General features: G+C 40.7%; 20 protein-coding genes. 6 read left to right on the top strand and 14 right to left on the bottom strand.

The genetic code is table 11. From position 1 onward, the window contains the following. Window positions 1–24 precede the first annotated feature (24 nt). From C9J12_RS15495 to C9J12_RS15470, 6 genes are all read right to left on the bottom strand, one after another. The gene (locus C9J12_RS15495; RefSeq protein WP_107243540.1) at window positions 25–981 is read right to left on the bottom strand and encodes a methionyl-tRNA formyltransferase; all 957 of its coding nucleotides are present in this window, start codon (window positions 979–981) and stop codon (window positions 25–27) included. Window positions 982–989: 8 nt separating this feature from the next. After that, window positions 990–2,237, bottom strand: coding sequence for an SAM-dependent methyltransferase (locus C9J12_RS15490; RefSeq protein ID WP_107243539.1), 1,248 nt, complete (start codon window positions 2,235–2,237; stop codon window positions 990–992). A gap of 172 nt (window positions 2,238–2,409) precedes the next feature. Further along, the gene (locus tag C9J12_RS15485) at window positions 2,410–3,153 is read right to left on the bottom strand and encodes an NHL repeat-containing protein (protein WP_107243538.1); all 744 of its coding nucleotides are present in this window, start codon (window positions 3,151–3,153) and stop codon (window positions 2,410–2,412) included. Between the two features lie 111 nt (window positions 3,154–3,264). Then, the gene (locus C9J12_RS15480; protein ID WP_107243537.1) at window positions 3,265–3,939 is read right to left on the bottom strand and encodes an aspartyl/asparaginyl beta-hydroxylase domain-containing protein; all 675 of its coding nucleotides are present in this window, start codon (window positions 3,937–3,939) and stop codon (window positions 3,265–3,267) included. Window positions 3,940–4,132: 193 nt separating this feature from the next. Beyond that, on the bottom strand, window positions 4,133–5,437 hold the full coding sequence (locus tag C9J12_RS15475; RefSeq protein WP_107243536.1) for a Y-family DNA polymerase: 1,305 nt from the start codon (window positions 5,435–5,437) through the stop codon (window positions 4,133–4,135). Then, window positions 5,437–5,823, bottom strand: coding sequence for a LexA family protein (locus tag C9J12_RS15470; protein ID WP_107243535.1), 387 nt, complete (start codon window positions 5,821–5,823; stop codon window positions 5,437–5,439). The genes C9J12_RS15475 and C9J12_RS15470 overlap by 1 nt, the downstream gene beginning before the upstream one ends. A 250-nt stretch (window positions 5,824–6,073) precedes the next feature. On the opposite strand from C9J12_RS15470, the gene C9J12_RS15465 reads away from it, so the two are divergent. Continuing rightward, window positions 6,074–6,478, top strand: a complete 405-nt coding sequence (locus tag C9J12_RS15465) for an SPOR domain-containing protein (protein ID WP_107243534.1) — start codon at window positions 6,074–6,076, stop codon at window positions 6,476–6,478. A gap of 125 nt (window positions 6,479–6,603) precedes the next feature. On the opposite strand, the gene C9J12_RS15460 is transcribed toward C9J12_RS15465, so the two are convergent. The 6 genes from C9J12_RS15460 to C9J12_RS15435 form a co-directional block, all read right to left on the bottom strand. Next, entirely contained in the window at window positions 6,604–7,173 is a 570-nt protein-coding gene (locus tag C9J12_RS15460) for an Lcl C-terminal domain-containing protein (RefSeq protein ID WP_107243533.1), read from the bottom strand. A 12-nt stretch (window positions 7,174–7,185) separates the two neighbouring features. After that, window positions 7,186–8,664, bottom strand: a complete 1,479-nt coding sequence (locus tag C9J12_RS15455; protein WP_107243532.1) for an Lcl C-terminal domain-containing protein — start codon at window positions 8,662–8,664, stop codon at window positions 7,186–7,188. A 14-nt stretch (window positions 8,665–8,678) separates the two neighbouring features. Further along, entirely contained in the window at window positions 8,679–10,979 is a 2,301-nt protein-coding gene (locus tag C9J12_RS15450) for a proprotein convertase P-domain-containing protein (RefSeq protein ID WP_107243531.1), read from the bottom strand. Between the two features lie 12 nt (window positions 10,980–10,991). Next, window positions 10,992–13,109, bottom strand: a complete 2,118-nt coding sequence (locus C9J12_RS15445) for a TonB-dependent hemoglobin/transferrin/lactoferrin family receptor (protein ID WP_107243530.1) — start codon at window positions 13,107–13,109, stop codon at window positions 10,992–10,994. Window positions 13,110–13,126: 17 nt separating this feature from the next. Continuing rightward, on the bottom strand, window positions 13,127–15,136 hold the full coding sequence (locus C9J12_RS15440; protein WP_107243529.1) for a prolyl oligopeptidase family serine peptidase: 2,010 nt from the start codon (window positions 15,134–15,136) through the stop codon (window positions 13,127–13,129). 206 nt (window positions 15,137–15,342) lie between these two features. Continuing rightward, a complete protein-coding gene (locus C9J12_RS15435; protein ID WP_107243528.1) occupies window positions 15,343–16,752 on the bottom strand; it encodes an MATE family efflux transporter in 1,410 nt (469 codons plus the stop codon). A 170-nt stretch (window positions 16,753–16,922) separates the two neighbouring features. Here C9J12_RS15435 and C9J12_RS15430 point away from each other — a divergent pair, with 170 nt between their 5' ends. Continuing rightward, window positions 16,923–17,891: a LysR family transcriptional regulator gene (locus C9J12_RS15430; RefSeq protein ID WP_107243527.1), complete on the top strand. Its 969-nt coding sequence runs from the start codon at window positions 16,923–16,925 to the stop codon at window positions 17,889–17,891. Window positions 17,892–18,042: 151 nt separating this feature from the next. Here the strand turns inward: C9J12_RS15430 and C9J12_RS15425 are convergent, their stop codons facing one another. Next, window positions 18,043–19,386, bottom strand: a complete 1,344-nt coding sequence (locus C9J12_RS15425; protein WP_107243561.1) for a DEAD/DEAH box helicase — start codon at window positions 19,384–19,386, stop codon at window positions 18,043–18,045. A 278-nt stretch (window positions 19,387–19,664) separates the two neighbouring features. Beyond that, a complete protein-coding gene (galE, locus tag C9J12_RS15420; RefSeq protein WP_107243526.1) occupies window positions 19,665–20,681 on the bottom strand; it encodes a UDP-glucose 4-epimerase GalE in 1,017 nt (338 codons plus the stop codon). A gap of 347 nt (window positions 20,682–21,028) precedes the next feature. Here galE and C9J12_RS15415 point away from each other — a divergent pair, with 347 nt between their 5' ends. The 4 genes from C9J12_RS15415 (at window position 21,029) to C9J12_RS15400 (ending at window position 24,636) form a co-directional block, all read left to right on the top strand. Then, the gene (locus tag C9J12_RS15415) at window positions 21,029–21,949 is read left to right on the top strand and encodes an alpha/beta fold hydrolase (protein WP_107243525.1); all 921 of its coding nucleotides are present in this window, start codon (window positions 21,029–21,031) and stop codon (window positions 21,947–21,949) included. Between the two features lie 127 nt (window positions 21,950–22,076). After that, the gene (locus tag C9J12_RS15410) at window positions 22,077–23,126 is read left to right on the top strand and encodes a GGDEF domain-containing protein (RefSeq protein WP_107243524.1); all 1,050 of its coding nucleotides are present in this window, start codon (window positions 22,077–22,079) and stop codon (window positions 23,124–23,126) included. Between the two features lie 151 nt (window positions 23,127–23,277). Next, complete coding sequence (locus C9J12_RS15405; protein ID WP_107243523.1) at window positions 23,278–23,805, top strand: NUDIX hydrolase; 528 nt, start codon at window positions 23,278–23,280, stop codon at window positions 23,803–23,805. A gap of 258 nt (window positions 23,806–24,063) precedes the next feature. Further along, the gene (locus tag C9J12_RS15400; RefSeq protein ID WP_011221054.1) at window positions 24,064–24,636 is read left to right on the top strand and encodes a hypothetical protein; all 573 of its coding nucleotides are present in this window, start codon (window positions 24,064–24,066) and stop codon (window positions 24,634–24,636) included.

The following is a 24,636-nucleotide window of genomic DNA, read 5'->3' as shown; positions in this document are numbered from 1 at the left end:
CCATAACATATTCTCCATTCACTGTTAGTTAAATTGCATGCCTGTTTTTAACCCAAAGACTTGTGAAAAACGGTAACCGTCAAACACACCCTCTGAATTGGCTACAATATCTAGCCGGATAACATCTTCTTTTAGAGCAACAAACACGCCCTGCTCAGGCGAAATATGAATGATGGTGCCAGGCTTGGCGCCATAAGTTGGAGTGGAGACAATAGATGCTTGTAAAAGTTGAGCGTTACTTTCACCTAAGGAAATAATTGCCCCACCATATATTGGATTGCCTGCCCGAACTTGGTTACATAAAGTTTTCGCGGTAACATTTTTCCAATCTATAAAAAGATCTTGTTGAGTAACGCGAGGAGCGCTTTTCGTCGTTCTCTCTAGTTGCTTTTTTCCCGGTGTTTTATCAATGCATAAATCAAGAAAAAAAAGCTGTTCTAATAAAGATGGCGTATGCTGTAGGACTTTCCCCAATAGTGTCTGATGAGTATCATACTTACCAATGTCGATGCTCAGCTGTGCCACAATGTTTCCGCTATCAACTTTTTTAGTCACTCGATGGGCTGTTAGTTTTAGTGTTTTTTCAGCGTTTCTTATCTGCCAATAAATGGGGTGTGGACCGCGATAGTCGGGTAATCCAGCTGCATGCAGGTTGATGGTGCCAAAAGTTGGAAATGTAAAAATGCGTTCAGGGAGAATCGTTCCACAGTTGAAGACAATCAGTAGCTCTGTCTGCCAATTATCAAGATGCTTAACGGTTTCTTCATCATTATTTTCGGCGTAGACAAAGGGAATAGCACTGCCGGTGAGTTGAGCTTCGAATTGAGCCCGTTCTTGTCCTTTCATGCCATAAAGAAGCACTCCGTTTAAGAACCCTTGTTGGCGCAACCAAAGAATCACTGACAGTGTGCCGTAATTCGACGTCGCCAATGCGACTTTGTTTTTGTACATGGATGGCTGGATATGAGTATTGTTCTCCATGCCGCCTCCTAAGCTAAAGTGGGTAAGAAGCCCGGGGTACCACAAAGCTTGTAGTAAAACTTGATGTGGTCACCGCTTTTAACTAACAGATCATCAGGCTCAGGGACTTTAGGTGTGAAGTCGATACATATGGACATATCAGACCGAGGATGGGTAATACCGGAGTCATACTGCTCAATCTTCTCTTCGCCAAATACCGTGACGCTTGCCGTCATCAATAAAATTCGCTGAGCAATATCTACTACACCAGCTGGAATTTTAATTTGTTCACATTCGATAATTTCAAAGCCATCACCCAGAGGCAGCACTGGCATGGTTCTCAGTTTATCAAGCGTGAGTGTGAACACATTGCCGAGTTCAATGCGATCTGCTTGGATTAACAGATTAACTAATGTTGAATGACAGCGGGGTTGCTGTTGCCACTGGTCGTTGTATTCTCGCTGGCCTTTGGCCAGCACCGCCTTGATCGTGACCTGTTCTGGCAGCATCACAGCGTCTTTAGCCATAAATTGGCTGAGGTGACGGGCAAAACTCATATGACCTTCATGGCTTAAACCATGTTGAAAGGCTTCCATCACTAAAATATCAATAGAACAATCCGGCTGATAGTCCATGACATCCATACATAAGATGGCTTTGATGTAATCACGAACAGCCAGATCGTCGACCAGTCGGTTTAGCATTTTCACTGCGCCAGGCTGAATATCGATTAGAGTGATAGTAAGCTGCTCGGCCGTGATTCCTTTGCCAGCACAATAACTCAACAACGGCAGAAGCAAAGGGGCCAAAGGGCCACAAGCGGGGTATACAAGATGTATTTGTTGTGTGGAATTGTTTCCAATACGCATCATAATGGCTTGCTGTAGCCCTCTAATAAACGCTTTAACTCGATATATATCTTTTAGGGTATGAATGGCGTCATCGACTGACATAACCTGGCCAGTAGCATTAATATAGGAGGTATGGCGTTCGCTTTCAGAAAGCGCTAAATCTTTATATATCGCAAGCAGAGCCTCTGAAGCATCCCCAAAAAGATCTACCCATGCTTGATGTTCACTATCTGGCGTATTTAATAACGCCTGTGTTAAATCATTCAAAGACGTTCTCAATGTTGATGCCAGTTCACTGTGAGTCGATGTATTCAAATGTAAAGCAAGCTGCGATCTTAACGACTGGTTAAAAAGTTTCTCCAACGTCGGATCCACTGAACTAATTTTTGTTGCCAACAAAGGCTTTAACTCTTGATATTTTGACATAAGGTTCTATTTCTACATTGATTAAGTTGTTAGTTATTTGCTTACTGTTATCAATAAAAACTCGTGCTTTCTTGTGTATATTTAATTTATGTTTTGTTAAACATGATTTGTATTATTAGTGTTATCAACAAGCTTAATTATTTCCCATTAAATACACATGAGTTACCATTAACTACACCGCAAACGTCCATCTTTGCTTTCTACTTTGGCCACCGACTACCACAATAGGATCTCTACCATCAATACTTCTCACCATTTGCACCGGACTTAATCGCGCTTGACCATACTGGCGCACAAAATGGTTATCAGAGGTGAAGACTTTTATTTGTCGCGCCCCCGAGTCCCACACGTGAATATTGCCCAAGGAATCTATAGTTAATGAACTGGGTCCGTTCAGCTGCTCCGGTTTATCAATTCCAAACTCACCTATTTTTTGGACAAACGCCCCATTGGAACTCAGGTGAGTAATGGCGTGCTGGCTGGTAAACAGCGTAAAAACATCGCTACTTTCACCCACTGCAAAATCTTTTAATATGCCTAATTGATCACTAAATTGGATTTCGAAACGATACTGCAAAGAGACTGAATCATAGACATGAAATGAGGGCTCGTTCTGGTATGAAAGGTACAAGAGATCCTGATATCGACGCGCTATACGCAGCTGACGTGTTAATGTTAGCGTCTCACCTTCAGGTGTTTCAACCGTAAAGGTTGGCGCGGTTATTCCCATTGAAGCAACCTGTTTTTGCGTAATTCGACTGAGGTTACCTTGAGAAGCAATGTCCGTTAGTAAATGATTGTTGGCAAATGCCGGAGCTGATAACCCGGCCATACAGGCCACACTAAAGACAGCAAAACTAGAGCCGATAAAATGACGACGTTGCTGATCTAATTCTACTGGTGATCCTTTTCGCATTATTATTAACCCTCGGTTTTTGCAGTGTCAGTAGTTGATGGTAAAAACGATAAGGTGTAGCCCGGCTCTGAACCTGCGGAATACGCTAGCTTTACAACACACTTGCCAAAGCTAATACGTGCTGATTTCCATTTCAGGTGCCGTTTTACGATCAAACTGCACCTTAGTTCTTAATGAACGGTTAGTTAACTCGCGATATTCAGGTAGATCCAACATATTTCGCAGCCAATCATTTGCCACACAATCAATCACTACATGAATACGGTCAATGCTTCCCCGATGGTAAACAGCATGTTCCTTATCGGCATTGAGATACCACAGCTCACCTTCTGCCATGTGAATCGACTCACCAGCCACAATGAAATCGACGTGGGGATCGGTCTGCAAGCACAGGTGTAAACGAGCTTGTCCTTGAGAAATGCATAGACCATGATCGCGATGCGGTGCAATCGTTGCTCCGGGCCGTAAGCGCATTAACCGAACGGAAAGTACGGGACAGGAAAGCTGTGCGATAAAGGTTGTTAGATCAGGAAATGCCATTAATGTTGAGTAATCGGAAAAATCATCGACCAAGACTGATTCTTCTAAAGAAAATGCTTGTAATATTGGCGATTGTCGGGAGTACTTATCAAGCCCTCGCAAAGGATACACTTGCCACTGACCTAAATAACACGCTTGGTTAACGTGAGACAGCCAAACACTCTCAGGTAAGGCATGGAGAGCCGTCAATATGGACGGCGTTATCTTAAAATCAGTACGGAGCTGATAAGCTTTCCTGTCTAGCATTCATCACCAGGCTGCATATAAAACTATACACATACTAGCTCATGAATATAATAAATCGGCGTTTGAAGGGAATTAATCTCACAAAATATCACCATATGCGACTACGCTCATATATTTAATGCATTACTTCAACTTCTTACATTCTACCCTTCTTGTATTTACCTATAACAATACATACCCATTATTTCTATAATTAACACTTCGCAATCTGAAGTTCATCTAACCGTGTTGTCCAGCGGTTAGAGCGAAAAGCTTGCCGCATATGCCAGTTTGTTGACCCAATAACAGATGCCGGCTTAATACCGTTTTTAAATCGAGCATTCACTTGATCAGTGATTGCCATTAAATCTCGCCGTTTATGTTCATCAAGTGCACTAGTATCAAACATATCCAATTGAAAGCTATCGTTCTTCGCCTCTGTTAGTTCATTAAGAATTACACCAATCTTTTGATATTCATAACCAAGGCGGTAAAGTTGCTTTAACTGCAACAAAGCAAGATCAAGAAACTTGTAAGTGTCTTGGCTGGGGCAGCTTAGTGGCATAGCACTACTTCTATTATGTTGTGGCAGGTTCTTATGCCTATTCGTACGTAAAAACACACCAACAACATTGGCTTGGCTACCTTGCTTACGCAGTTTTTCTCCCGCACGCTGGCAATGAAACGCTAACGCTGCTTTTAATTCATCGAAATTGGAAATACCCGATCCAAAACTTCGGCTTGATAATATTTGTTTACGCGTTTCATCAATGTCTCCAGGCTCAATACAAGCAATGCCTTGCAGTTCCATGACTGTACGCGCTAAACCAACATTCCACAGTCGACGCATATCTGCAGGGGTCTTGTTCGCCAGTTGCAGCGCGTTATCTATGCCTATAGCACGTAACCGTGACGCTGTTTTAGCACCTATCCCCCATATATCTTGTATATCTGTTCGTTCAAGAATCCATTGGCGACGTACATCTGAATCAATTTTAATGACACCTTCCACTCTACATTCAAATTGCTTCGCTGCCTGATTGCCTAGTTTGGCCAATGTCGGCGTTGCACCGATACCCACACGCACTGGCAAACCAATATTCTCGCGAATGGTTTCTCGTATTGTTGATCCGTATTGTTCAAGAGTATCAAGCCTGAAGCCATCTAAACGCACAAAGGCTTCATCAATTGAATATTGCTCTACATGAGGGGAAAAACGGTGTAGTTCTTCTATAAATCGTCGGCTCATATCAGCATACAAGGTGTAGTTAGAACTGCGAACTTGTACACCTAGCTGCCGTGCTTCTCGCTCAATTTTGAACCAAGGTGCGCCACGCTGTATGCCTAATGCTTTCGCTTGCTCAGAAACGGCAACACAACACCCATCGTTATTCGACAATACCACCACGGGTTTATTGACTAATGAGGGATCAAACAGTTGCTCACAAGAACAATAAAAACTCTTTACATCGACCAGTGCCCATACCTGATTTTTATACCCACTAAGGTGACCTGTCATTATGCTTTCAACAAGTCATGTATGTTACGTGTAACCACGCCAAATATTTCAGCATCTTCCGGTATAGGAAAGGCTTTAAATGTTGGATTCTCTGCTTTTAGCCACCATGCATCGTTGTAACGTATTAAGCGTTTACATGTAAATTCATCATAAATACGCACAATCACAATTCGCCCTGCAACGGCCTGCTCTGCCCGATCAACCACCAGCAAATCCCCGTCAAAAATACCGACGCCAATCATCGATTCACCTGATGCCCTTAACAGAAACGTGGCATTCGGATTTCGAATTAAATATTCATCAAGTTCTAATTGTTCTTGATACCCATCGGCTGGTGATGGAAAACCGCATTTCACCGATTCCATAAATATAGGCAGCGTAAGCATAACGTCCTCGTGTACTTCTCTTGTGCTCGTATTACACGGGCAACTGTATATATATACAGTTTAATCTTAACTTCGTATAATAGTCACTTCTTGTGAGCCTTTTTCTCTTCACATGAGTAATATTTCACCTAAGCCATTGGTTCGTTTGTATTGGTTCATTGGTTTTATCTCGATATTATTCGAGATTCTGCTTTATTTTTTTCACCATTGGCCGTTATAAACACTATAAAGATCTGTATGGAGACAATTGATGCGTAATGTAATAATTCTTGTAGCACTACTCTTTCTTTCTGGCTGTGCCACCAACAATGCCTCAAATGATGCATCTCAATGCGTGGGGGTAATGACCACCACCGAAGCGTATGGGCATATGGACCCAGCACGTTTTACCATTCAGATACTCGCAATCAGCGAAGAGCGTGATGTGCGGGGCTATATCAGCGAGATAAAAGGTCAAGATCCTATCTGGGTGAATTGGAAGCGTAGTCGTGGTCAAAACTGGTACGCTGTTATTTACGGTGATTTCGCAACAAAAGATGAAGCGAAAAGTGTGATTGATGGGCTATCTTCTAGCATTCGTCAACAAGGCCCTTTCGTACGCAGTTTTGCCGATGTGCAAAGTGATCAGAAAACAGACGTGTTCCGTATGCGTTAATCGCTGTGGACTAAGCCGTAATATCAGTATTTATAAAAGTAATAACTAATCAAGAGAAGCAGATAAAAAAACGCCAGCTTATAAACTAAGCTGGCGTTTTTATTTAGACCTATATCAAAAATTACTTATTGATTCGCCACTAATAACATTGAATATTCAGCCCAGGCAGAACTGCCATCTCGTCGACTAACAGAGCCATCACCTACACCAAACACAAAGAGATCTTTCGACCAATGCGCTGGGGTTGATGACCATACAGTACTAGCATTCGAATAAATATCTTTACCTATATTAGGAAATGCATATTCATTAATTGCTGGTTGGTAGCATGAAGACTCATGAATACTTTGCAGCTCTTTAATATTAGGTAAACGCCACTCTGTAACCCCACCAAGTTGATATAAATAATGCTTCGTATTGGTATTAATGTTTTTTACTGTTTGAAGGGCTGGTTGCCATGTTTGCAATAAAGGCTCATTAATACAGCTAGTGCCATCCCACTTCATTCCGACTAAACAACGCATCCATGTTAGATCTGTTTTCAGATCTTTCACTGTGCCGTTTTGATTGACTTCAAAACGGCCATCAGGTGCGGTACGGGGTGCCTGAATACAAATTTGAGCTTCTGTGGCCGCTTGTACATAGCTAGAACACGCAGAGACAACTAATAATGCAGCCGTTAATGTCTTATTCATTTTTCTTATCCCTTATTCTGTAACCAAGCGAACCAATAGCGCATTCTCGTAATAACAACCATCTTCATCAATGGCTTTATCGTTCTTACAAAGGTCAATGCCGTAAGTTAGATCCCCAATGGTATCTCCTGCTTGATCAACACTGGTATAAATAAGCGCTTCAGGATCATCTGTTGTGAAACGGGTCGTATTCCAATACCAACCAAGATCATCATTACCACCATTTACATATGGGAAGAAATTCAAGTTCATACCCGTAAATAAATCAGCATCGGGCAGTTTACGCGATTCACTCAGATCCAATAAATCAAACTGTTCGTTAGCTGTTGGTAAACGCCAATCACTTTTACCACATAGCTTGATTGTATTAATGTGGTTAACGTATTGCTCGGTGTTACAAAAATCACTGTTTCCATCTGTGCTGCACGTCGCAAGAGCATGATCGTTTTTGTTAGGCGTATAGTTTGCCGTTTTCAGTTCATAGTCTCTGTCTTTATAGCGGGGGCTTGTAACATCATCGACCTTCACTTCCCACATCAAACCGGTATTAAGATCTTTGACACAATCCCAATTTTCGGCACTTTGTGTAAGCTCGTTACCTTTATTGTCAATTTTGACTAAGTTAAACCCTGATATTCCATTGCTATCAAGACCATAATCGGCATCTTGCCCAGGAAACTCATCACTGGCTTGAGCTTGCATTTCACCATTTACAAAATGTTGAGTAACACCCGTATCATTAGAACCAAAGGCTTTAATGGTGCTGTTTTTAATTTTCTCTTTAACAATTGCCATCGCATCTTTATCATCGGCTGCAAAGGCTTTTACAACATATTCAACTTCAGCTCCGGCTTTCAATAAGCTTGATTTAAACCCTCCGTTTGCATCAAGTTCTTTCATATACTGCACAAAGTTGTCATTAAAATGATTGAGCTTCTGCTTTTCCGTCTCATCAGATAATTCGATCTCAAAAATATTATCTATATCACTGCTGATATGCGTATTAAGGGATTGTTTAACGCTTTTCACTGCATCTGAAAACAGTAACGGGTTTATCGCATCATTCATTTTTGAAAAAACAAGCGATGATACGGCTGAAACCGTAATCACCTTACCTTCTCCAAACTCATTCGATGCAGGGCTTATCAACTTAAAATCATACCCGTTAGATAGCTTCACTGAATTCACGTTACTGCCATAGACCACGACAGGTTTGGTTAATAACGATGAGCTGTCACTTTTTAACGTAAAAGTACCATTGGTAGATTCAATAACAATATCACTGTCATCACACGTCAAATCACTATTAAGATCGACACAGGCCATTATGCCATCACTGAAACCCTCGCTAAGTTTACCTGTTAACGTATACGTTAATTTAGAGTCTGTGCCGCCCGTGGAAATACCATCTAAAACAGAGTCGGAAGATCCATTACAACCGGTTAATGCAATGCTGACAATTGCACCAACGATGGAAAGTTTAAAATTCATTATTTCACCTATTATTACGGAGTGTTTTTTCTTAATTTATTAATGACGACAAGCATAAACAACGACAACCAACCTAGGCTTCCTCCACCCGATCCGCTGCCATTGTCCGTCGCTCCGTTGTTTCCATTGTTATTATTCGTTTCATCAGTTGCTGTTTCTGGTTTGCTATAACCTGAAATATTAGCTATGCCCCAAGAAACCAGCTCGCCACTTTCACCTACGGCGCGATCGGTTACTTTTAACGTCCACGTCCCTTCAAGTGATTCACCTTTCAAGCGATTAACTTCCTGATTAAATCGGGACATCAATTGCTGGTTATATTCACCTTGTTGAATGTTTTCATAAGCGAGCAACGTAATTTCACGATCGCCGACCGGGGGCGTTAACGTGACTTTTAAATCAGACATGCGCTTATGTTTGATATGCAGCGAAACTGAAAAATCGTTATCCAGCACGGCGGTATCAGCTAAGGTCAGTAAATACGATTTAACTCCAATTTTATTCCCCAAGAGCCCCCCTTCTGTAGAGGTTGCATCGCTCAAGGTTGAATTTTCCACTTTTGGAGTGTGAGTCAGTTTGGGTGTACACACGACAAACGGAATGCTGTATTCACCTTGAGTCGGAATTTGCTGGTTATTAAAATCTGTAACCGTTTCAGCATTAAGTGTGAATGCTTCACCACACTGCACACTGTCGGGTACTTTTACTGTGATCGTGGCTTGTTGTTTCTTACTGCTTAAAGCGGTATCAAACGAAAGAACATCATCAGATTGTTCAAAACGCCCTGTAAATGTATGAATGTTTTTACCTGAAAGATTAAACAGATCGAGTGTAACCTTGGTTTTCCCATCTTTAATCATCAAGAACTGTGGCGCATAAAAAGCAACAGCATTCGTTAAAATATTGTGCGCTTTAAACTGCTTAACAAATAAGTCACTGTAATTGCTTTGAGGATAGAGCCGCTCTGCCGCTTTTACGATACTTAGAGCTGCATCTGGCATTGTTACTCCGCCACCTAATGCCGCAATACCTTCCCAAATAATGCGATCGATATGTTCATGTGCGGGCTCACCGTGTTCAGCAATCGCAAGCTTCAATACTTGAAATAAAGGCGTTGACCATAACTGATCGACATTAGAACCATTTCTGACCACATGCGCCGGATACGATACACCAGGTACATAGCGTGCTTCAGCATCATTCAAAATACGCGTACTTGTTTTCGAGGTATTTACCCCATCCCAACTGAATACGATATCAGGTTGAAATGTTTTATTAGTGCGATAGCGAGAAGAAGCCGCCCAATAATCTCCCAGCCCTTCGCCAATCGCCCCAGTATCACCGTCACGCCAACGTTTAACTAAAGAGAAATTAATCATATGACCCAGCTCGTGCAAAATCACATCGGCATCTTCTGCATCGGCAGATACGCCATTGCCAAATACAATCACATTTTGGGCTAAGTACGCAGTTGAATTATCTTTATTGCCAAAGAAAGCATCAAACTGAACAGGTTTTTCACTGACAATATCGAAGCCAAGTTGCTGTAAATACTGCACTGATTTATCAATGTGATAAAACGCCATAGTATCTAAGAACTGGGTATGCTTATTTTCATAATCTTTTATATCTCGTTCTATCGTGAAATCACTTGCCGACGTTATGATCCCTTGCTGGCTAACATCAGCTTCCAAGGTACCATCGCCATCAAGGTCAAAAGCACGTACATCGACAGCCCTAACACGGCTATTTTCTAAATACCGTGTACCAGCCACTTCTGTCACTTCAATATCGGAATACAGTGAATAGGCCGCATTTGATATCACATCGGAATATTCCAATGTTGTATCTTCCAACGCCGTTAGTGGATCAGGATCAAAAACATTAAGTGACGTGGTAACAATTTGTTTTACATTACCCGCCGTAACATGAGGACCATAGGTTTGCTCTGGTGTATCAAGATCAATCGCTCGATTATCTTCTTTCGCTGATTGGCATTCATTTTCGTCTAGAAGGTGCGTGTAAATTTGCATCACTTCTTTGGTGTTTCTATCGACGGTAACAACCACCGAGCTACTACACGCTACAGCGTTAGCAAAGCCTTGATAAAATCGATATTGCGTAGACAACAAACTCGTTGAAACGCTTTCATTCACTAAGCCAGTTAACGTATAACGCTGCGCGAGCAGTTGCTTTGCTTCATCGCTAGACGTTACATAAAAAGGGTCTAACGGAAAATCGATCATACTTGCTAACGGTGCTGAACAGTAAGAGCCTACAATAGGGAGCAAGAGTGCTAAAAGGTGCTTTTTCATTACAACACCCCCTTAGAAGTTATACTTCACGAAGACGTTGAAATTACGTCCCGCTTCAGCATTGTATTTTGATAGCGCATCCGACATGCCACCTACATCTTGGTAACGTACATACTCGCGATCAAAGAGGTTATTAAGGTTGCCACTAATAAATAGATCCGTAATAGGCTCATAACTTAGACCTAAATCAACCGTGCCCCAGCCTGCTGTGGTCACACATTCACCATCAGAACAGGTTGGTACTTTATTCATCGCAGCCGCGAAATTCCAACGCACAAACGCATCAAAATCTTGGCTGTAATGAAGCGCTAAATTACCTTCCCACGGGGTCGATGTTTCAACGTATGCGCCGTTCTCTTCTTCTGCGGTCACTATGCCGACACTACCAGAAGCGGTTACTGTTTCGCTTACTTCAGCGCTCGCACCCATCTCAAAACCGTATGACTTCACTTTGTCGAGATTCACATATTGAATGGTTATACGACCATTATCACTGTTCATACCCGTTCGGTTTGTGCGAATAAAATTATCGAAATCACTGTAGAACACAGCAGCATTGACACTGTAAATACCCATGCGAGATTTCACACCGATCTCAAAGTTGTCGCTGGTTTCAGCTTTCAGATTATAATTCGGTACTATCTCAAATGGCGGTACACCATCATGAGGTACATAGCCATACACTTTGGCATAATTAGGTGAATTGAAGCCGTGGTTATAGCTAAAATACGTCTTCAGCTCATCGGTAAAGTTATAACCTATCGAGAATGACGGTGATATTTCACTTGATGTGGTATCACTAAGTGCGAAGTTATAACCATTGCTGGCTAGTTGATTTTTATCTTTTGGGGTTAACTGGTGAAAATCATATCGAACGCCGAAACCGATATCCCATGCATTCCACATAATGTCATCATGCGCATACATACCAATATTAAATGTATTGGCATCAGCAAAAGGATTCGTTTGGGAAGTAGATGTAGAACCATCGCTAATAACGGCTTTTCCAAGCGTTCTTGAGTGCTCTTTAAAAACAGTATCAACACCCCATACTATATTTTGGTTATCAAGGTGGCGTTGGAATTCTGTTTTCAGTCCCACTTTTTCTTCATCAAACTGACCGTTCTCAAGTAACAGCAATTTGTAATTTATATTTTGAACTAGCTTAGTTTTATATCGTGTTTTGTTATTGTTGCTTTTGGTCGATTGGTAGTAACCCAGTACTTTCGCGTCATCAAATAATACAAAGTCAGCATCGTTATACAAATACGTCGCTTGATATTTATTAGAAGAGGTCACTGTATTTTCGTTAAAATCACCAGACTTATAATTATCATGATCATTACGATCCATTGTATCTTCGTAATAAGAGACTTTGGTTTTAATTTCTTGGTGATCACCAATATAAAAATTACTGGTTAGAGAAAGATCAAATCCGTCAACATCTCGATCATATACTTCACCAGTATAATTCTCAGATTCACTACCCGTCCATTGGCTATAACGTACTAGATGCTCTGAAGAGCCAATGCGCTGTGCAAAGTTTACTGTGCCTTTGATTTTGTCACTTTCACCCACATAATTAGTGCTGACTTCAACTGCTGTATTTTTATGTGGTGTTAAATAATCAGATGCATCTTTGGTCGTTATTACGATTAGGCCACCAAGGGCGCCAGAACCATGAAGAGAAGATCCTGCACCTTTTACGACTTCGAGCTGTTTCGCCGCAGACAGATCAAAACTATTGCGCCCCACTTTGTCACTCAAATCATCAGCACCGTAACCGTCACCCGTTTCAACACCATCTTCAATGATTTTGATACGGTTACCGCGCATACCACGGATCGTGATATTTTGAGGACGCCCCGCACCACCGCTAACACTGACACCGGGAATATTTTTCAAGCTATCATAAAGCTCTGTTGCACCTTCGCGTTCCAGTTCGTCGGATGTAATAACCGTTACGGAGCCATTCACTTCATAAGGCGCTTTTTCAATTTTTTGAGCGGTTACCATTACAACATTTGTTTGAGAAACAGATGTATTTTGTGATGGTGTTGATGACATATCAGCAGCGTGTACATTTCCGCAGAGTGCAGAAACCGCTACAGCAAGCACTGTCTTATTCATGGGTATACTACTTATTATTATTTATTAAGGTTGGTCAGATTGAGCAAAAATGCGTAATCCATCGCTTGTTGGCGTAGTGCCTTAGTGCGGTCTGTACTATGTCCAGACTGCAAATCGGTGACTAACAAATAAGGATTATTTGCTGTCGATAATGCTTTAATACGTGCGGTATATTTCGCTGCTTCCCAGTAAGGTACACGGCTATCAAATAAGCCACTTCGAACCAACAGAGCGGGATAGTCTTGTGCTGAAATATTGTCAAATGGGCTATAAGCACGCATTACATTACGTTCTTCAGGCTTATTCGGGTTTCCCCATTCAGCATATTGTTGGCGAGTTAATGGAATCGATTCATCAGACATACTGCTTAAGACATCAACAAATGGCACCTGCAATGCAGCCCCTTTAAATAAGGTAGGACGCTGGTTGATTGCCGCTGCGACAAGCGTACCGCCGGCACTGCTACCTAGTGCTAAAATGTCTCGGTCCACGACCTTTGCGGATGATGACTCTATACGAAATTGCTTCATGACCTGAGCGACAGCAGTAAAATCTTGAATACTATTAAGTCGGTTTACGCCTTTGCCCGCCTGATACCAATCATCACCTTTAAATCCTCCACCACGAACATGCGCAATGGCATAAACTGCACCGCGATCAACCAATGAAATAATCTGTGGCATAAAATAAGGGCGCATAGTGACGCCATAAGCACCATAACCGTAAAGAAATACGGGGGAATCGTCCGTAAGCATATCTTTGCGGTATACCAGAGATACAGGTACCTCTACACCTTGATGCTTTACACTTATCAATTCTGATACGTAGTTATTTGTACTAAATTGGTTATATACATCAGCATCTGAACTGACTGTTTCACCTGTCTCTATATTAAGCTTTGTCCATGCAGGTGGTTGGCTTAACCCCATGGTACGTACATTAATCGTCTGACTGGCGGGGTTAGTATTGCGAGCCATCCATCCAACGGATGCCGCTTTTGACAGATTATTACTGAATACTTTTTTTCCCTGAAGATCAAAACCTTCCAGTAATGTTATTCCTTGTTTTTTCTCTTCAATCACAATACGCCGATTAGCAAGATACCAACGGGTGAGATCCCCTTTAGGCTGGATAATAGGCGTCCATTCACGTTGCACATCCTGCGCAGTGTAAATTGCAAATTTCCCACCTTGATTGGACTTTATGTAATACTTGCCATCCAGCACATCGACATAATACTCAACACTACTTTTTCGAGGTTTAACTAATCGAAGCGCTGCCTTTGGGTCAATACCTGATTTTTTTTCCGAACGTAATAGGTATTGAACACTCGTATTATGATTATTACTCTGAATAAGAATGCTTTTCGCATCGGATGCGATATAAGCAGAAACTAACCAAGCAGGATTGGTTTCTTGGTATAACGTGACTGACGTGTTTGTCTTAATATTTCGTAATACCGCTTTATATGGTCGATATGTGTTGGCTTCATTTTCAACAACAATCACTTCATTGTCTGATTTCCACACCAAGGTATCAGCATACTCACCCAGAAATTGAGTTTGTATTTCACCTGATGCTATATCGATTATTGAGATAATATAATTATCATCACCTACAGTATTCTCTGCGATTGCAACTAAACGGTTATTGGGACTAACACTCCAATTCCCTAATTTATAATAAGCATGATCATGCGCGCGTTGATTCATATTAATCACAACATCTTCTCGTTGCTGATTTTTACGAACCACTACACCACGTTCCCCTTTATTTAAGGTTTTATAGCGGTACCCATTCATATCTAGCCAAGGCTTTTCTGCTTTATTTCCAGCCATAGCTCCCCATTCATTGAGCAGATTTTTCTGCTTGCTCACCAATGGTTTTAAATAGTGTTCAGATGTCTTATTTTCATTTTTTAAATATGCTAAAACCGTCGTATTTTTACGACTATCATCACGTAACCAGCACATATCACAAAGAGGATTCTGTAGCATCGAAGCTAACAACACAGAACTTAACAACATAATAAACTTATAGAAGCGATTTTTTGCAAATAATACACACCAACACGAATGAGATCAAGAATGATTCTCATTTAAATTAATTAATACCCTTCCACGCATTCACGCTAGCTATGCTTAAGCAATAAAAAACCGTTGCTTATCGAAGCAACGGTTTAAGAAAAATAACAATATAAGTTACAGTGAACGTTTACTGCTTTTTGATGAAATTACAGAACTGTAATCGTTTGCGGGGTTACATTAGCGCTCTTAGTGTGATTATGCGCATCTTCATCATTTTGTTGCTTAATCTGCTGTTCAAAGCGTGTTAGTGATTTAAATAACAATATAACTAACATTAAGCCTGTTGCAGCTAAACCAACGGCAAAACCCGCCCATACACCTTTTACACCCATTAATTTCATGAGTAACCACGCTGCAGGTAAACCAATAAGCCAATAACCGATCACCGTCGAAATCGTTGGCGCTATTACTACTTTCATACCGCGTAGTACACTAATCGCTGTTAGCTGCCATGCATCAACAATAAAACACAACGCAACCATAATCATCACTGCTGGTAAGGCTGTAACTAACTCTTGTGCCATTACATCACCTTCTATACTGAATACTTGTGTTAAAAACTCAGGCCAAATAATCAAGAATAAACCAATGACGGCACTGGTCGCGGTTACAACAAGTAGCCCTTGTTTAGCATACTGCCTTACCATATTAGGTTCACCACGCCCAAAATGCTGACTAACTAAAATAGAGGCTGCTTGTGAAAAACCAAAAGCAATATTCCATGACAAATTCAAACATTGCATCGCTATCTGATGAATGGCTAATGAAACTGCACCCAATGTACCGGCCAATAATGCGCCACCAGAAAACAAGGCATGCTCGAGTAATGTCGCGATCATAATCGGCACACCAATGGCCAATAATGGTTTTATGGTACCCAAACGGTATTCATGTAACTTAGAAAATGGATTAAATTGACGATAACGAGGACGATTAAAGACCCAATGCCCATAAACAGCCATAATAATCAGCGACGCCAACGACGAACCATAGCCTAAACCCGCAATTCCCATATCCATCTTGAATGCGAGAACATAGCTGATAGGAACATTCAAAATAACAGTTGCAACCGACATCACCATTATCGAACGCGTATCACCAAACGCACTGACTAAGCTTCGTAATACTAACAACATTAAGGTGGGTAGCATTGACCATTTTAATGCATTTATGTAATCCATAGCCAAGGCGACAGCTTGTGGATCTTGATCTGCCATTAATAACCAATCTTTAAGCATGACAAAAAATGGCTGAAGTGTAACGGTAAGTAATAAAGATAACAGTATTCCGCCCTTCACTGCGGCTCTAATTTCAGTGTTACCCGCATCAGGTTGTCGTACTCGCTTGCCATACGCGATAGCAATTAAGTTCGCGACACACCCGACTGTACTGCCCGCAATAATAAAGACAAAGGAATAAACCGATGCACCTAATCCGCCACCAGCAATCGCCAGTATGCTCATTTTTGCCATCATCCAGACGTCGGTAAAGACCAGTAATTGCGCAACCAGTTGAGAAATAATAAGAGGTATTGCAAGAGTGAGAAGTTTTTTCATTTATTACCTAATCGAAGTAACTAACCATGCTTATTCATTAAATGGTTATGCATTTACTATTTGAATCCAAGAAACATTATCAGCTTAATGTAAAAAAAGTAGCCTTGCTTTTCAAACGACTTTTATGGCACTTTAGCATTCTAAAAACTCATGCGAAGAAATGGTGACTAATGATTAAAAGACATACGCTACTACCTTCGTCATTAAATGGGCTTCGCGTGTTCGAAGCAGCAGCTAGACACCTCAGTTTTACCATTGCAGCCCAAGAGCTAAATGTAACACAAAGTGCGGTTAGCCGTCAGATACGTTTATTAGAAGAACAGCTTGGTTTTACACTCTTTATTCGTCAGCACCGTGCGTTAATACTGACAGAGGAAGGCAAAGAAATTGCTTTGCTACTGACTCGCCAATTTAGTGAACTAAATAACACCATTCACCAGCTTAAACAGCAGGAAGATAACACCCTAAAATTGAATGTTTCAATGAGCTTTGCGGTACGTTGGTTGATCCCCCGTTTGCATTCCTTTAAAGAACAGAACCCAAACTTAGACATCATTATTTCATCAAATATTGGTAATAACGGTAATTATGGTGATCAACTTAATCTCGATTCAGATGATTACGATATTGCAATTTCAAACTACCAAGATCCCACAACAATCAAACAACCTATCGTATTTTTACGTAAAGAATATTTAGCGCCTGTTTATTCGATGTTATTAGTAAAGGGCGATACGCAACTAACAATCGATGAATTACTGACTTACCCTCGCCTACACCCCACAAAAGATCGTTCTGATTGGCGAGCTTGGTTTGTACAAACGGGTATACAGCAGCCTCTCGGTAAGACGGAACTCACTTTCGATACATTAGACATGGCGCTAACATCTTGCTTATCAGGGCAAGGAGCAACAATTACCGATCTGCTTTTTGTGACGAACGAACTGAAGCAAGGGTTCTTAAAACTGCCCCTTGAAGCAAAAATCATTTATAGCCCATGGAAGTATTATTATTACTGCCGAACAAAAAGTGACAAGGTCACAAACTTTATCAACTGGTTAATCAAGGGATTAGACGAAGAAACTGAGCAGCTACTTAGTCTAATCAACCAGTATAACTGGCACCCAATAGAAAAGTGACCGCGTCACTGAATAGGTGGCGTTTAGATACTTTTTAGTTGGTATTGGCTTTGATAAATGCAATATACAAAAAAGGCGTCACTGTTAATAACAGTTAACGCCTTTCTTTATTACACGTTTCTCCGAGAGAGAAACGGGGTAATTAGTGTCTTTATGCGTCGTCTTTACTTACATCAACGTCACGCTTTTTCTTAGGCTTAAATACATTTTCGCCTACAGCAACGTTATCGTAAAAACGCTTATCAACTTTCTTCTTCGCTTTAGGCGCTGTTGATTTCTTAGCAGCAGATGCTTTTTGATCTGTCGGTTTCTTCTTAATGAACTTTTTCTTCGGTGCAGGTTTAAGACCTTTAAACTTACCCGCTAAACCTTCAAGTACACTGAAAGAAATAGACTGTTGTAAGTAGGCTTCAACACTTTTAAAGCTCTTCCAGTCTTTAGGGCCAACAAGTGAAATTGCGTCACCTTTGTTACCAGCACGACCAGTACGCCCCACACGGTGAACATATTCTTCAGCGTGTTTTGGCATATCAAAGTTGATAACATGCGATACACCATCGATATCTAGACCACGAGAAGCAACATCTGTTGTTACCAAAATCTTATGACATACACGTTCAAACTGACTCATGATGCTGTTACGTTGATTCTGATTTAAGTTACCGCTTAGTGCGACAGCTTTCAGTTTACGTTCATTCAGCTCAGCCGTTAAGCGATCAGTATCTGCGCGGGTTGCCGTAAAGATAATGACCTGATTGTAATCTTCAGTCTCAAGCACTTTATCAAGTAGTGCTTGTTTATGATCTAAGTGATCACACAGGTAGAAACGCTGTGTAATATCAGTATGTTCTTCATTTGAGTTACCAACCGAAAGGCGCTTAGGTGCATTTAGCATCTCTGACGCCATTTCAATCACATCTTCATTGTCCATTGTTGCAGAGAACATTAGAGTTTGACGACGACGGTGGTTAGCCAATTCGTGAATACGGCGTAGCTGAGGTGCAAAACCCAGATCAAGCATACGGTCTGCTTCATCAAGAATTAGCATTTCAAGACCATCAAGGCTTGTACTACGGTGCTCAAGGTGATCAGCAAAACGACCCGGTGTTGCTACAACAAACATTGGGTCTTTACGGAATTCTTTCACTTGATCGTTGAAGTTTTCACCACCAACAATCAGCGCGCCATCATACGGTGTACCCGCATTTAACGTACGTAATTGAGCAAACACTTGTTTTGCTAACTCACGCGTTGGCGTTAAAATAAGTACACGCTGATCGCGACGAGTAAATGGCTTACCACGATACATACGCTGCATAGCAGGCAATAAGAACGCCAGTGTTTTACCAGAGCCTGTTTTCGACGAGGCTAGCACGTCTTTCCCCATAATAGCCACGGGGACGGCTGTTCGCTGAATTTCAGTTGCTCGATCAAACCCAAGGTGTGTCAGTTTCTTAAGAAGGCGTGGGTCTAATCCAAGATCTTTAAAATGCAAAATGATGCTCCGGTAAAAACGCTCTGATTCAGAGTTTACAATCAATAATATCTCGACCTTTATGTGATTAAGTTCACACAAAAGTGAAAAATGTTAGCTGCAGATTATAGCACAGTATTTCTAAGGTACATCTAGACCTCATGATATAAACTGCAATAAAACACGTAGTTTCTGTAATTACACACACAAAACCGCTATTCAATCTGTTATCACAGTTGATATAGCGGCTTAGTTTTTATTCTAAGACTCTTAATGCCATTAACGCATCAATAGACTCGTTATGCGTCAGGGTAACCGTTCGGGTTATTTGACTGCCAACGCCATGTATCTGTCGTCATGTCTTCAACTGAAAGCTTCGCTTCCCAATGAAGTTCTGCTTTTGCTTTCGCTGGATCTGCCCAACATTCTGCAATATCACCAGGACGACGTGGGGCAACCTTATAAGCAACCTCAACGCCAGATGCTTTCGAAAATGCATCAACCATTTGGATTACGCTGCTGCCATTACCAGTACCAAGATTGTAGATATGCAAACCAGCTTCTGAACCTTTGTAGTTCAATGCCGCTAAGTGACCATCAGCCAAATCAACCACGTGAATATAGTCACGCACACCGGTACCATCGACTGTTGGGTAATCATCACCAAACACAGATAAGAACTCACGACGGCCAACTGCAACCTGAGAGATAAACGGCATTAAGTTATTTGGAATACCCTGCGGATCTTCACCCATTGTGCCCGATTTATGAGAGCCAACTGGGTTAAAGTAACGCAGTAGCGTAATGCTCATTTCTGGGTAAGCCAATTGAATATCGGTTAGACATTCTTCAACCATTAACTTACTACGACCATACGGGTTGGTGGCGCTTGTTGGAAAGTTTTCTGTTATTGGCACAGAGGTAGGATCGCCATATACCGTTGCAGAAGAACTGAAGATAAGGCTATTAACACCAGCAGCACGCATTGCTTCAACTAATACCAAGGTACCGTGCACGTTGTTATCATAGTATTCTAAAGGCTTAACAACAGATTCACCTACCGCTTTTAAGCCAGCGAAATGAATAACAGCATCGATTTCATTTTCAGAGAGAACTTTATCTAAAAAGGCACGGTCACGAATATCACCTTGAAAAAACGCAGGCATAACACCCGTTAATGCTTCAATGCGAGCCAATACTGTTTCTTTACTGTTATATAGGTTATCAACGATAACTGGGGTCATTCCTGCTTCAATCATTTGAACACAAGTATGGCTACCGATATAACCCATTCCTCCAGTAACTAAAACACGCATGTTCTCTCCCTAAATTTTGATTGTTAATAAATTTTAAATAACACGCTATTTATAAACGTTTTTTTACAACAAGACATTCAAAAAAACTTTATAGCATGTTATTTAAAACTGACAAGATACGGTTCATATTCTATATGAATATGACTCAGTATATCTAAAAACAAATGCTATAAGAATGATACTAGCAATTATAAAGCCATTTTTTTACATAAAATGACCATTGTTTACGTTTATGTATAATTCGAATATAAAACGTCCATATCAAAATGTTACTATAATGAATAACGTTAAAAACACTGTATAATACACTTTAACCAGTTTATGCCATCACCCAAAAGGAACCTTTGATGCCAAGGCTATTTCGACATGTTATGCTTTTTTTTGTGCTTATATTTACCCTTTCAGGCTGTGAAATTGTTAAATGGAAAGCCACACAAGACGGAGAGTCATTAGTCAATGCTGGTTACTCTGAGCAATTTCTGCCCTTAAAAGAAGGTGGCAGCATGAAGTTCTGGGTCGGCGGTACGGGTAAACCATTATTGTTACTTCATGGCTTTGGTGGCACTGCAATGTCCACATGGAAAAAAGAAATGATGGTGCTAAGCCAAGACTATCAAGTTATCGCACCTGATCTTGCTTGGTTTGGCGATTCTCACAGTAAAGGTCTACCCGATTTAACCACCCAAACAAATGCCATTTGGCAACTTATGGATCATTTAAAAATAGACAAAGTAAATGTCGCTGGCATCTCCTATGGCGGATTTGTAACCTACAACATGATGACCACACCTGAACGCATTGATAAATCGATCATCATTGCCAGCCCTGGTCCGTTATTCTCAGAGAAAGATCTTGACGATTTATGCCTACGCGCAGGTGTTGATAAACCCGAGAATTTATTTGTGCCTCAAAACAGTGATGAAGTAAGGCGATTATTTGACAACGTTTTTTATGAAAAGAAATACATGCCCGACTTCATAGCCGATCAAATTTACACCAGCTACTTCTCGCCTTGGCAAGCAGAAAGAACGTCATTAATTCAAACACTCATCAAAGATAGAGATCGTATTGCAGAATTCCCGCCTAACAATCTACCCAATAGCATGGTGATTTGGGGAGACAGTGATCAAATCTTCCCGCTAAAAAGTGGCATTCAGCTCAGTAGGTATTTGAATGCCCCGATTGTCGTTATTCCTGAGACTGGTCATGGGGTCACGAACGAGCAACCTGAAGTTGTCGTTAAATTGATAAAATCATTCTTGTCTTAAATCAATAGATTACATTTGTTGCTAAAAATAATTAGACATAATCGACATTACTGTTATTCTACAATCGTCAATGCATCACGTTGCGCATTGACGGTTTTTTTGTGTAACAAGGATGTAAGACCGTATTATGGCAACAGTTATAAAAAGCACTCAACTTGAATCCTCCAATTTTGCATACATAGAATTAAGTGAGAAAACCCTTCAAAAACAACTGACTATTCTATTTCCATTTTCAGGCATGATTTGCGCGATCATTGCTTTCACTTATTTTGTCTCTAACGTTCCTGTTAACTTCACCTTTTCTGCCGTTATCGGCATGGTCATTTGTTATACACTTTCAGTCATTAATAAATATAAAATAAACCCCTATTTACTGATTTGGATTTTTATCTTTTCAACAACAGCAGCCTGTGCACTCGGTTTTTACGCAGACAGCTCTCGCCATATCAGCAATACCATTGGTCTGACTATTCCATTATTGTGCTTCTTTGCGTTACAACAGAAATACGCTTGGTGGTATAGCTCATTATTTGGTTGTTTCTACATTGTACTGGGCGTCGCTGAAGTCTCTGATAAACAACTTCAAATAACGGAAGCATTACAAAACATCAGTGCGTATTCTATTGTTTTAATTATGGCTTATTTACTTGCTCGTCATCGTAACGAAGCGATAGCACGAGTAAAACAAACGGCAACCACCGATTTTTTAACTGGCTTACACAATCGTTCTGGGTTATTGCCGATTTATCAAAGTGAATCAGCACGTAGTCAACGTTATTTACGTGATTTCTCTATGCTCGTTCTAGACATTGATGAGTTTAAAGCCGTCAATGACCGCTACGGTTTACATGCTGGCGATCAAGTCTTGATGATGCTCGCCAAATGCTTACGCGAAAATACACGTAAAGGTGATCACCTAGCACGGATCGGTGGTGAAGAGTTTTGTTTACTGCTACCCGAAACTGACATAATAGCCGCTGAAGAGTTCGCATCTCTCTTAAAAGATGAAATTGCCAGCTGGTCTTTAGAGTTAGAGTCGGGCCATAATGTAAGTATTACCGTTAGCATTGGTATTACGCCTATCGAGTTTCAGGAATATAGTTTTGATTACATAAAAGCAGAGAGCGCCCTACATCGTGCAAAAAGCTGGGGACGCAGCCAAATTGCAATTAGCTAGAAGTGGTTCATTCTGATTTTCACTCAATGTTCATGATTTATAAATAAGCTTGGCAGTATCGAAAAGCGATTTCATCAGGTTTATCACCTATAATGAAATCGCTTTTTTTATACTATAAGCCTCTGGTTTATTAAATGTAATGGAGTTGCCTATGTCTACCAAAACGCCTGCCAAAACACTTTACCAATGGAAGTGCTTTTCAATAGAACAAGAACAGCACCAGCTACCTGATGGTCGAAACATTGAATTCACCACCGTAAAACATCCTGGTGCCGTGATCATTGTGCCGATTAATCAATGCGGTGAGCTTGTTTTAGTGCATCAATACCGCCCTGCTATCAAGCAATGGATTCTTGAATTTCCAGCGGGTACGTTAGAAAGCAAAGAAGACATTCTAAATTGCGCGAAAAGAGAGCTCGCAGAAGAAGTAAACCTGAAAGCTGAAAGTTGGCAAAGCCTTGGTGAACTTCTGCCTGTACCAGGGTTTTGTGATGAGGTTCAGTACTTGTTTCTCGCTCAAGGCTTATCAGAAACCGCTGGAGAATTAGATGACGATGAAGTAATTGAAGTCGTCACCATGTCTGTTAATGAGTTTGAACAAAAAGTATTAAACAATGAGATTCAAGATGGCAAAACATTAGCGACCTATCTCAAAATAAAGATGATGGGCATTGTTTAATGTCCCTTTAATAATCTAAGACTCTATAAATTAATCAATGGTCATCATCTTTCGCAGCAAAAAGTGCTGATACTGGTATCAATTTGCATGAAATGTTCAACTTTTATGAGCTTTAATAGACATCTCGGAACTTATCAGTATCATTCCCCTCGATGATCCAATTTCATTCATGTAAATGGTTCATAATAAAGTACGTTATTTGTACACCAAACATGTGAATATGCTTCAATAAGCTTATTCTTGCAAAAAGGTTAGCTCGTGATTAGAGAAAATACATTTACACCAGTCAACAATTGGACCAAGCCTTTCGTTTCTGAAGTTGCAGAGGTTTTAGCATTACTGCGCGAATACGGTTATGAATCAGCTAAGTTAGTTAAACTTACTGGTATTTCTGAGCGCAGATTTTGTGATTGGACTGCTGGCTATAAAAAAGAACCGTACGAGGTTTCATACATTCCATATACTTGCTGGTGTTTTCTTGTTGCTTTAGTAGGCAGACCTAATATAAACAATCGCGGTGATGCACTTTCTGTCGATGTACGTAAAGTACTATCTGCATTTGATAGAAATGCTTTTTTACCTGCAAGTAAATTTGTATCCCCTTCACGTTTACAGCTTAACCGCGTTGTCGGCGAAGGCGTATTCACGGGTTTAACGTTTACTGATTTAGCTGAATCATTCAACTGGAGACTAGACCACTTTGAAGACAACTTAGAAAAGAACAATATTCCTTTTCTAAATTGGTGTCTGATTTTGATGTATCTTGGCTTAGATATTCAAAAAATGATCTTAACAGATCTTGATGAAGAGCTGATCATCGGACAAAGCTAA

It is taken from the genome of Photobacterium frigidiphilum (assembly GCF_003025615.1).
GTDB classification, from domain to species: Bacteria; Pseudomonadota; Gammaproteobacteria; order Enterobacterales; family Vibrionaceae; genus Photobacterium; species Photobacterium frigidiphilum.
Note: the sequence above shows the minus strand (reverse complement) of the source record. Positions and strands in the feature narration are given on the sequence as shown.

Bases quoted from the DNA above. Each gene is read 5' to 3' on its own strand.
- C9J12_RS15495 (WP_107243540.1), bottom strand. From the start codon at position 981: ATGGAGAACAATACTCATATCCAGCCATCCATGTACAAAAACAAAGTC.
- C9J12_RS15490 (WP_107243539.1), bottom strand. From the start codon at position 2,237: ATGTCAAAATATCAAGAGTTAAAGCCTTTGTTGGCAACAAAAATTAGT.
- C9J12_RS15485 (WP_107243538.1), bottom strand. From the start codon at position 3,153: ATGCGAAAAGGATCACCAGTAGAATTAGATCAGCAACGTCGTCATTTT.
- C9J12_RS15480 (WP_107243537.1), bottom strand. From the start codon at position 3,939: ATGCTAGACAGGAAAGCTTATCAGCTCCGTACTGATTTTAAGATAACG.
- C9J12_RS15475 (WP_107243536.1), bottom strand. From the start codon at position 5,437: ATGACAGGTCACCTTAGTGGGTATAAAAATCAGGTATGGGCACTGGTC.
- C9J12_RS15470 (WP_107243535.1), bottom strand. From the start codon at position 5,823: ATGCTTACGCTGCCTATATTTATGGAATCGGTGAAATGCGGTTTTCCA.
- C9J12_RS15465 (WP_107243534.1), top strand. From the start codon at position 6,074: ATGCGTAATGTAATAATTCTTGTAGCACTACTCTTTCTTTCTGGCTGT.
- C9J12_RS15460 (WP_107243533.1), bottom strand. From the start codon at position 7,173: ATGAATAAGACATTAACGGCTGCATTATTAGTTGTCTCTGCGTGTTCT.
- C9J12_RS15455 (WP_107243532.1), bottom strand. From the start codon at position 8,664: ATGAATTTTAAACTTTCCATCGTTGGTGCAATTGTCAGCATTGCATTA.
- C9J12_RS15450 (WP_107243531.1), bottom strand. From the start codon at position 10,979: ATGAAAAAGCACCTTTTAGCACTCTTGCTCCCTATTGTAGGCTCTTAC.
- C9J12_RS15445 (WP_107243530.1), bottom strand. From the start codon at position 13,109: ATGAATAAGACAGTGCTTGCTGTAGCGGTTTCTGCACTCTGCGGAAAT.
- C9J12_RS15440 (WP_107243529.1), bottom strand. From the start codon at position 15,136: ATGTTGTTAAGTTCTGTGTTGTTAGCTTCGATGCTACAGAATCCTCTT.
- C9J12_RS15435 (WP_107243528.1), bottom strand. From the start codon at position 16,752: ATGAAAAAACTTCTCACTCTTGCAATACCTCTTATTATTTCTCAACTG.
- C9J12_RS15430 (WP_107243527.1), top strand. From the start codon at position 16,923: ATGATTAAAAGACATACGCTACTACCTTCGTCATTAAATGGGCTTCGC.
- galE (WP_107243526.1), bottom strand. From the start codon at position 20,681: ATGCGTGTTTTAGTTACTGGAGGAATGGGTTATATCGGTAGCCATACT.
- C9J12_RS15415 (WP_107243525.1), top strand. From the start codon at position 21,029: ATGCCAAGGCTATTTCGACATGTTATGCTTTTTTTTGTGCTTATATTT.
- C9J12_RS15410 (WP_107243524.1), top strand. From the start codon at position 22,077: ATGGCAACAGTTATAAAAAGCACTCAACTTGAATCCTCCAATTTTGCA.
- C9J12_RS15405 (WP_107243523.1), top strand. From the start codon at position 23,278: ATGTCTACCAAAACGCCTGCCAAAACACTTTACCAATGGAAGTGCTTT.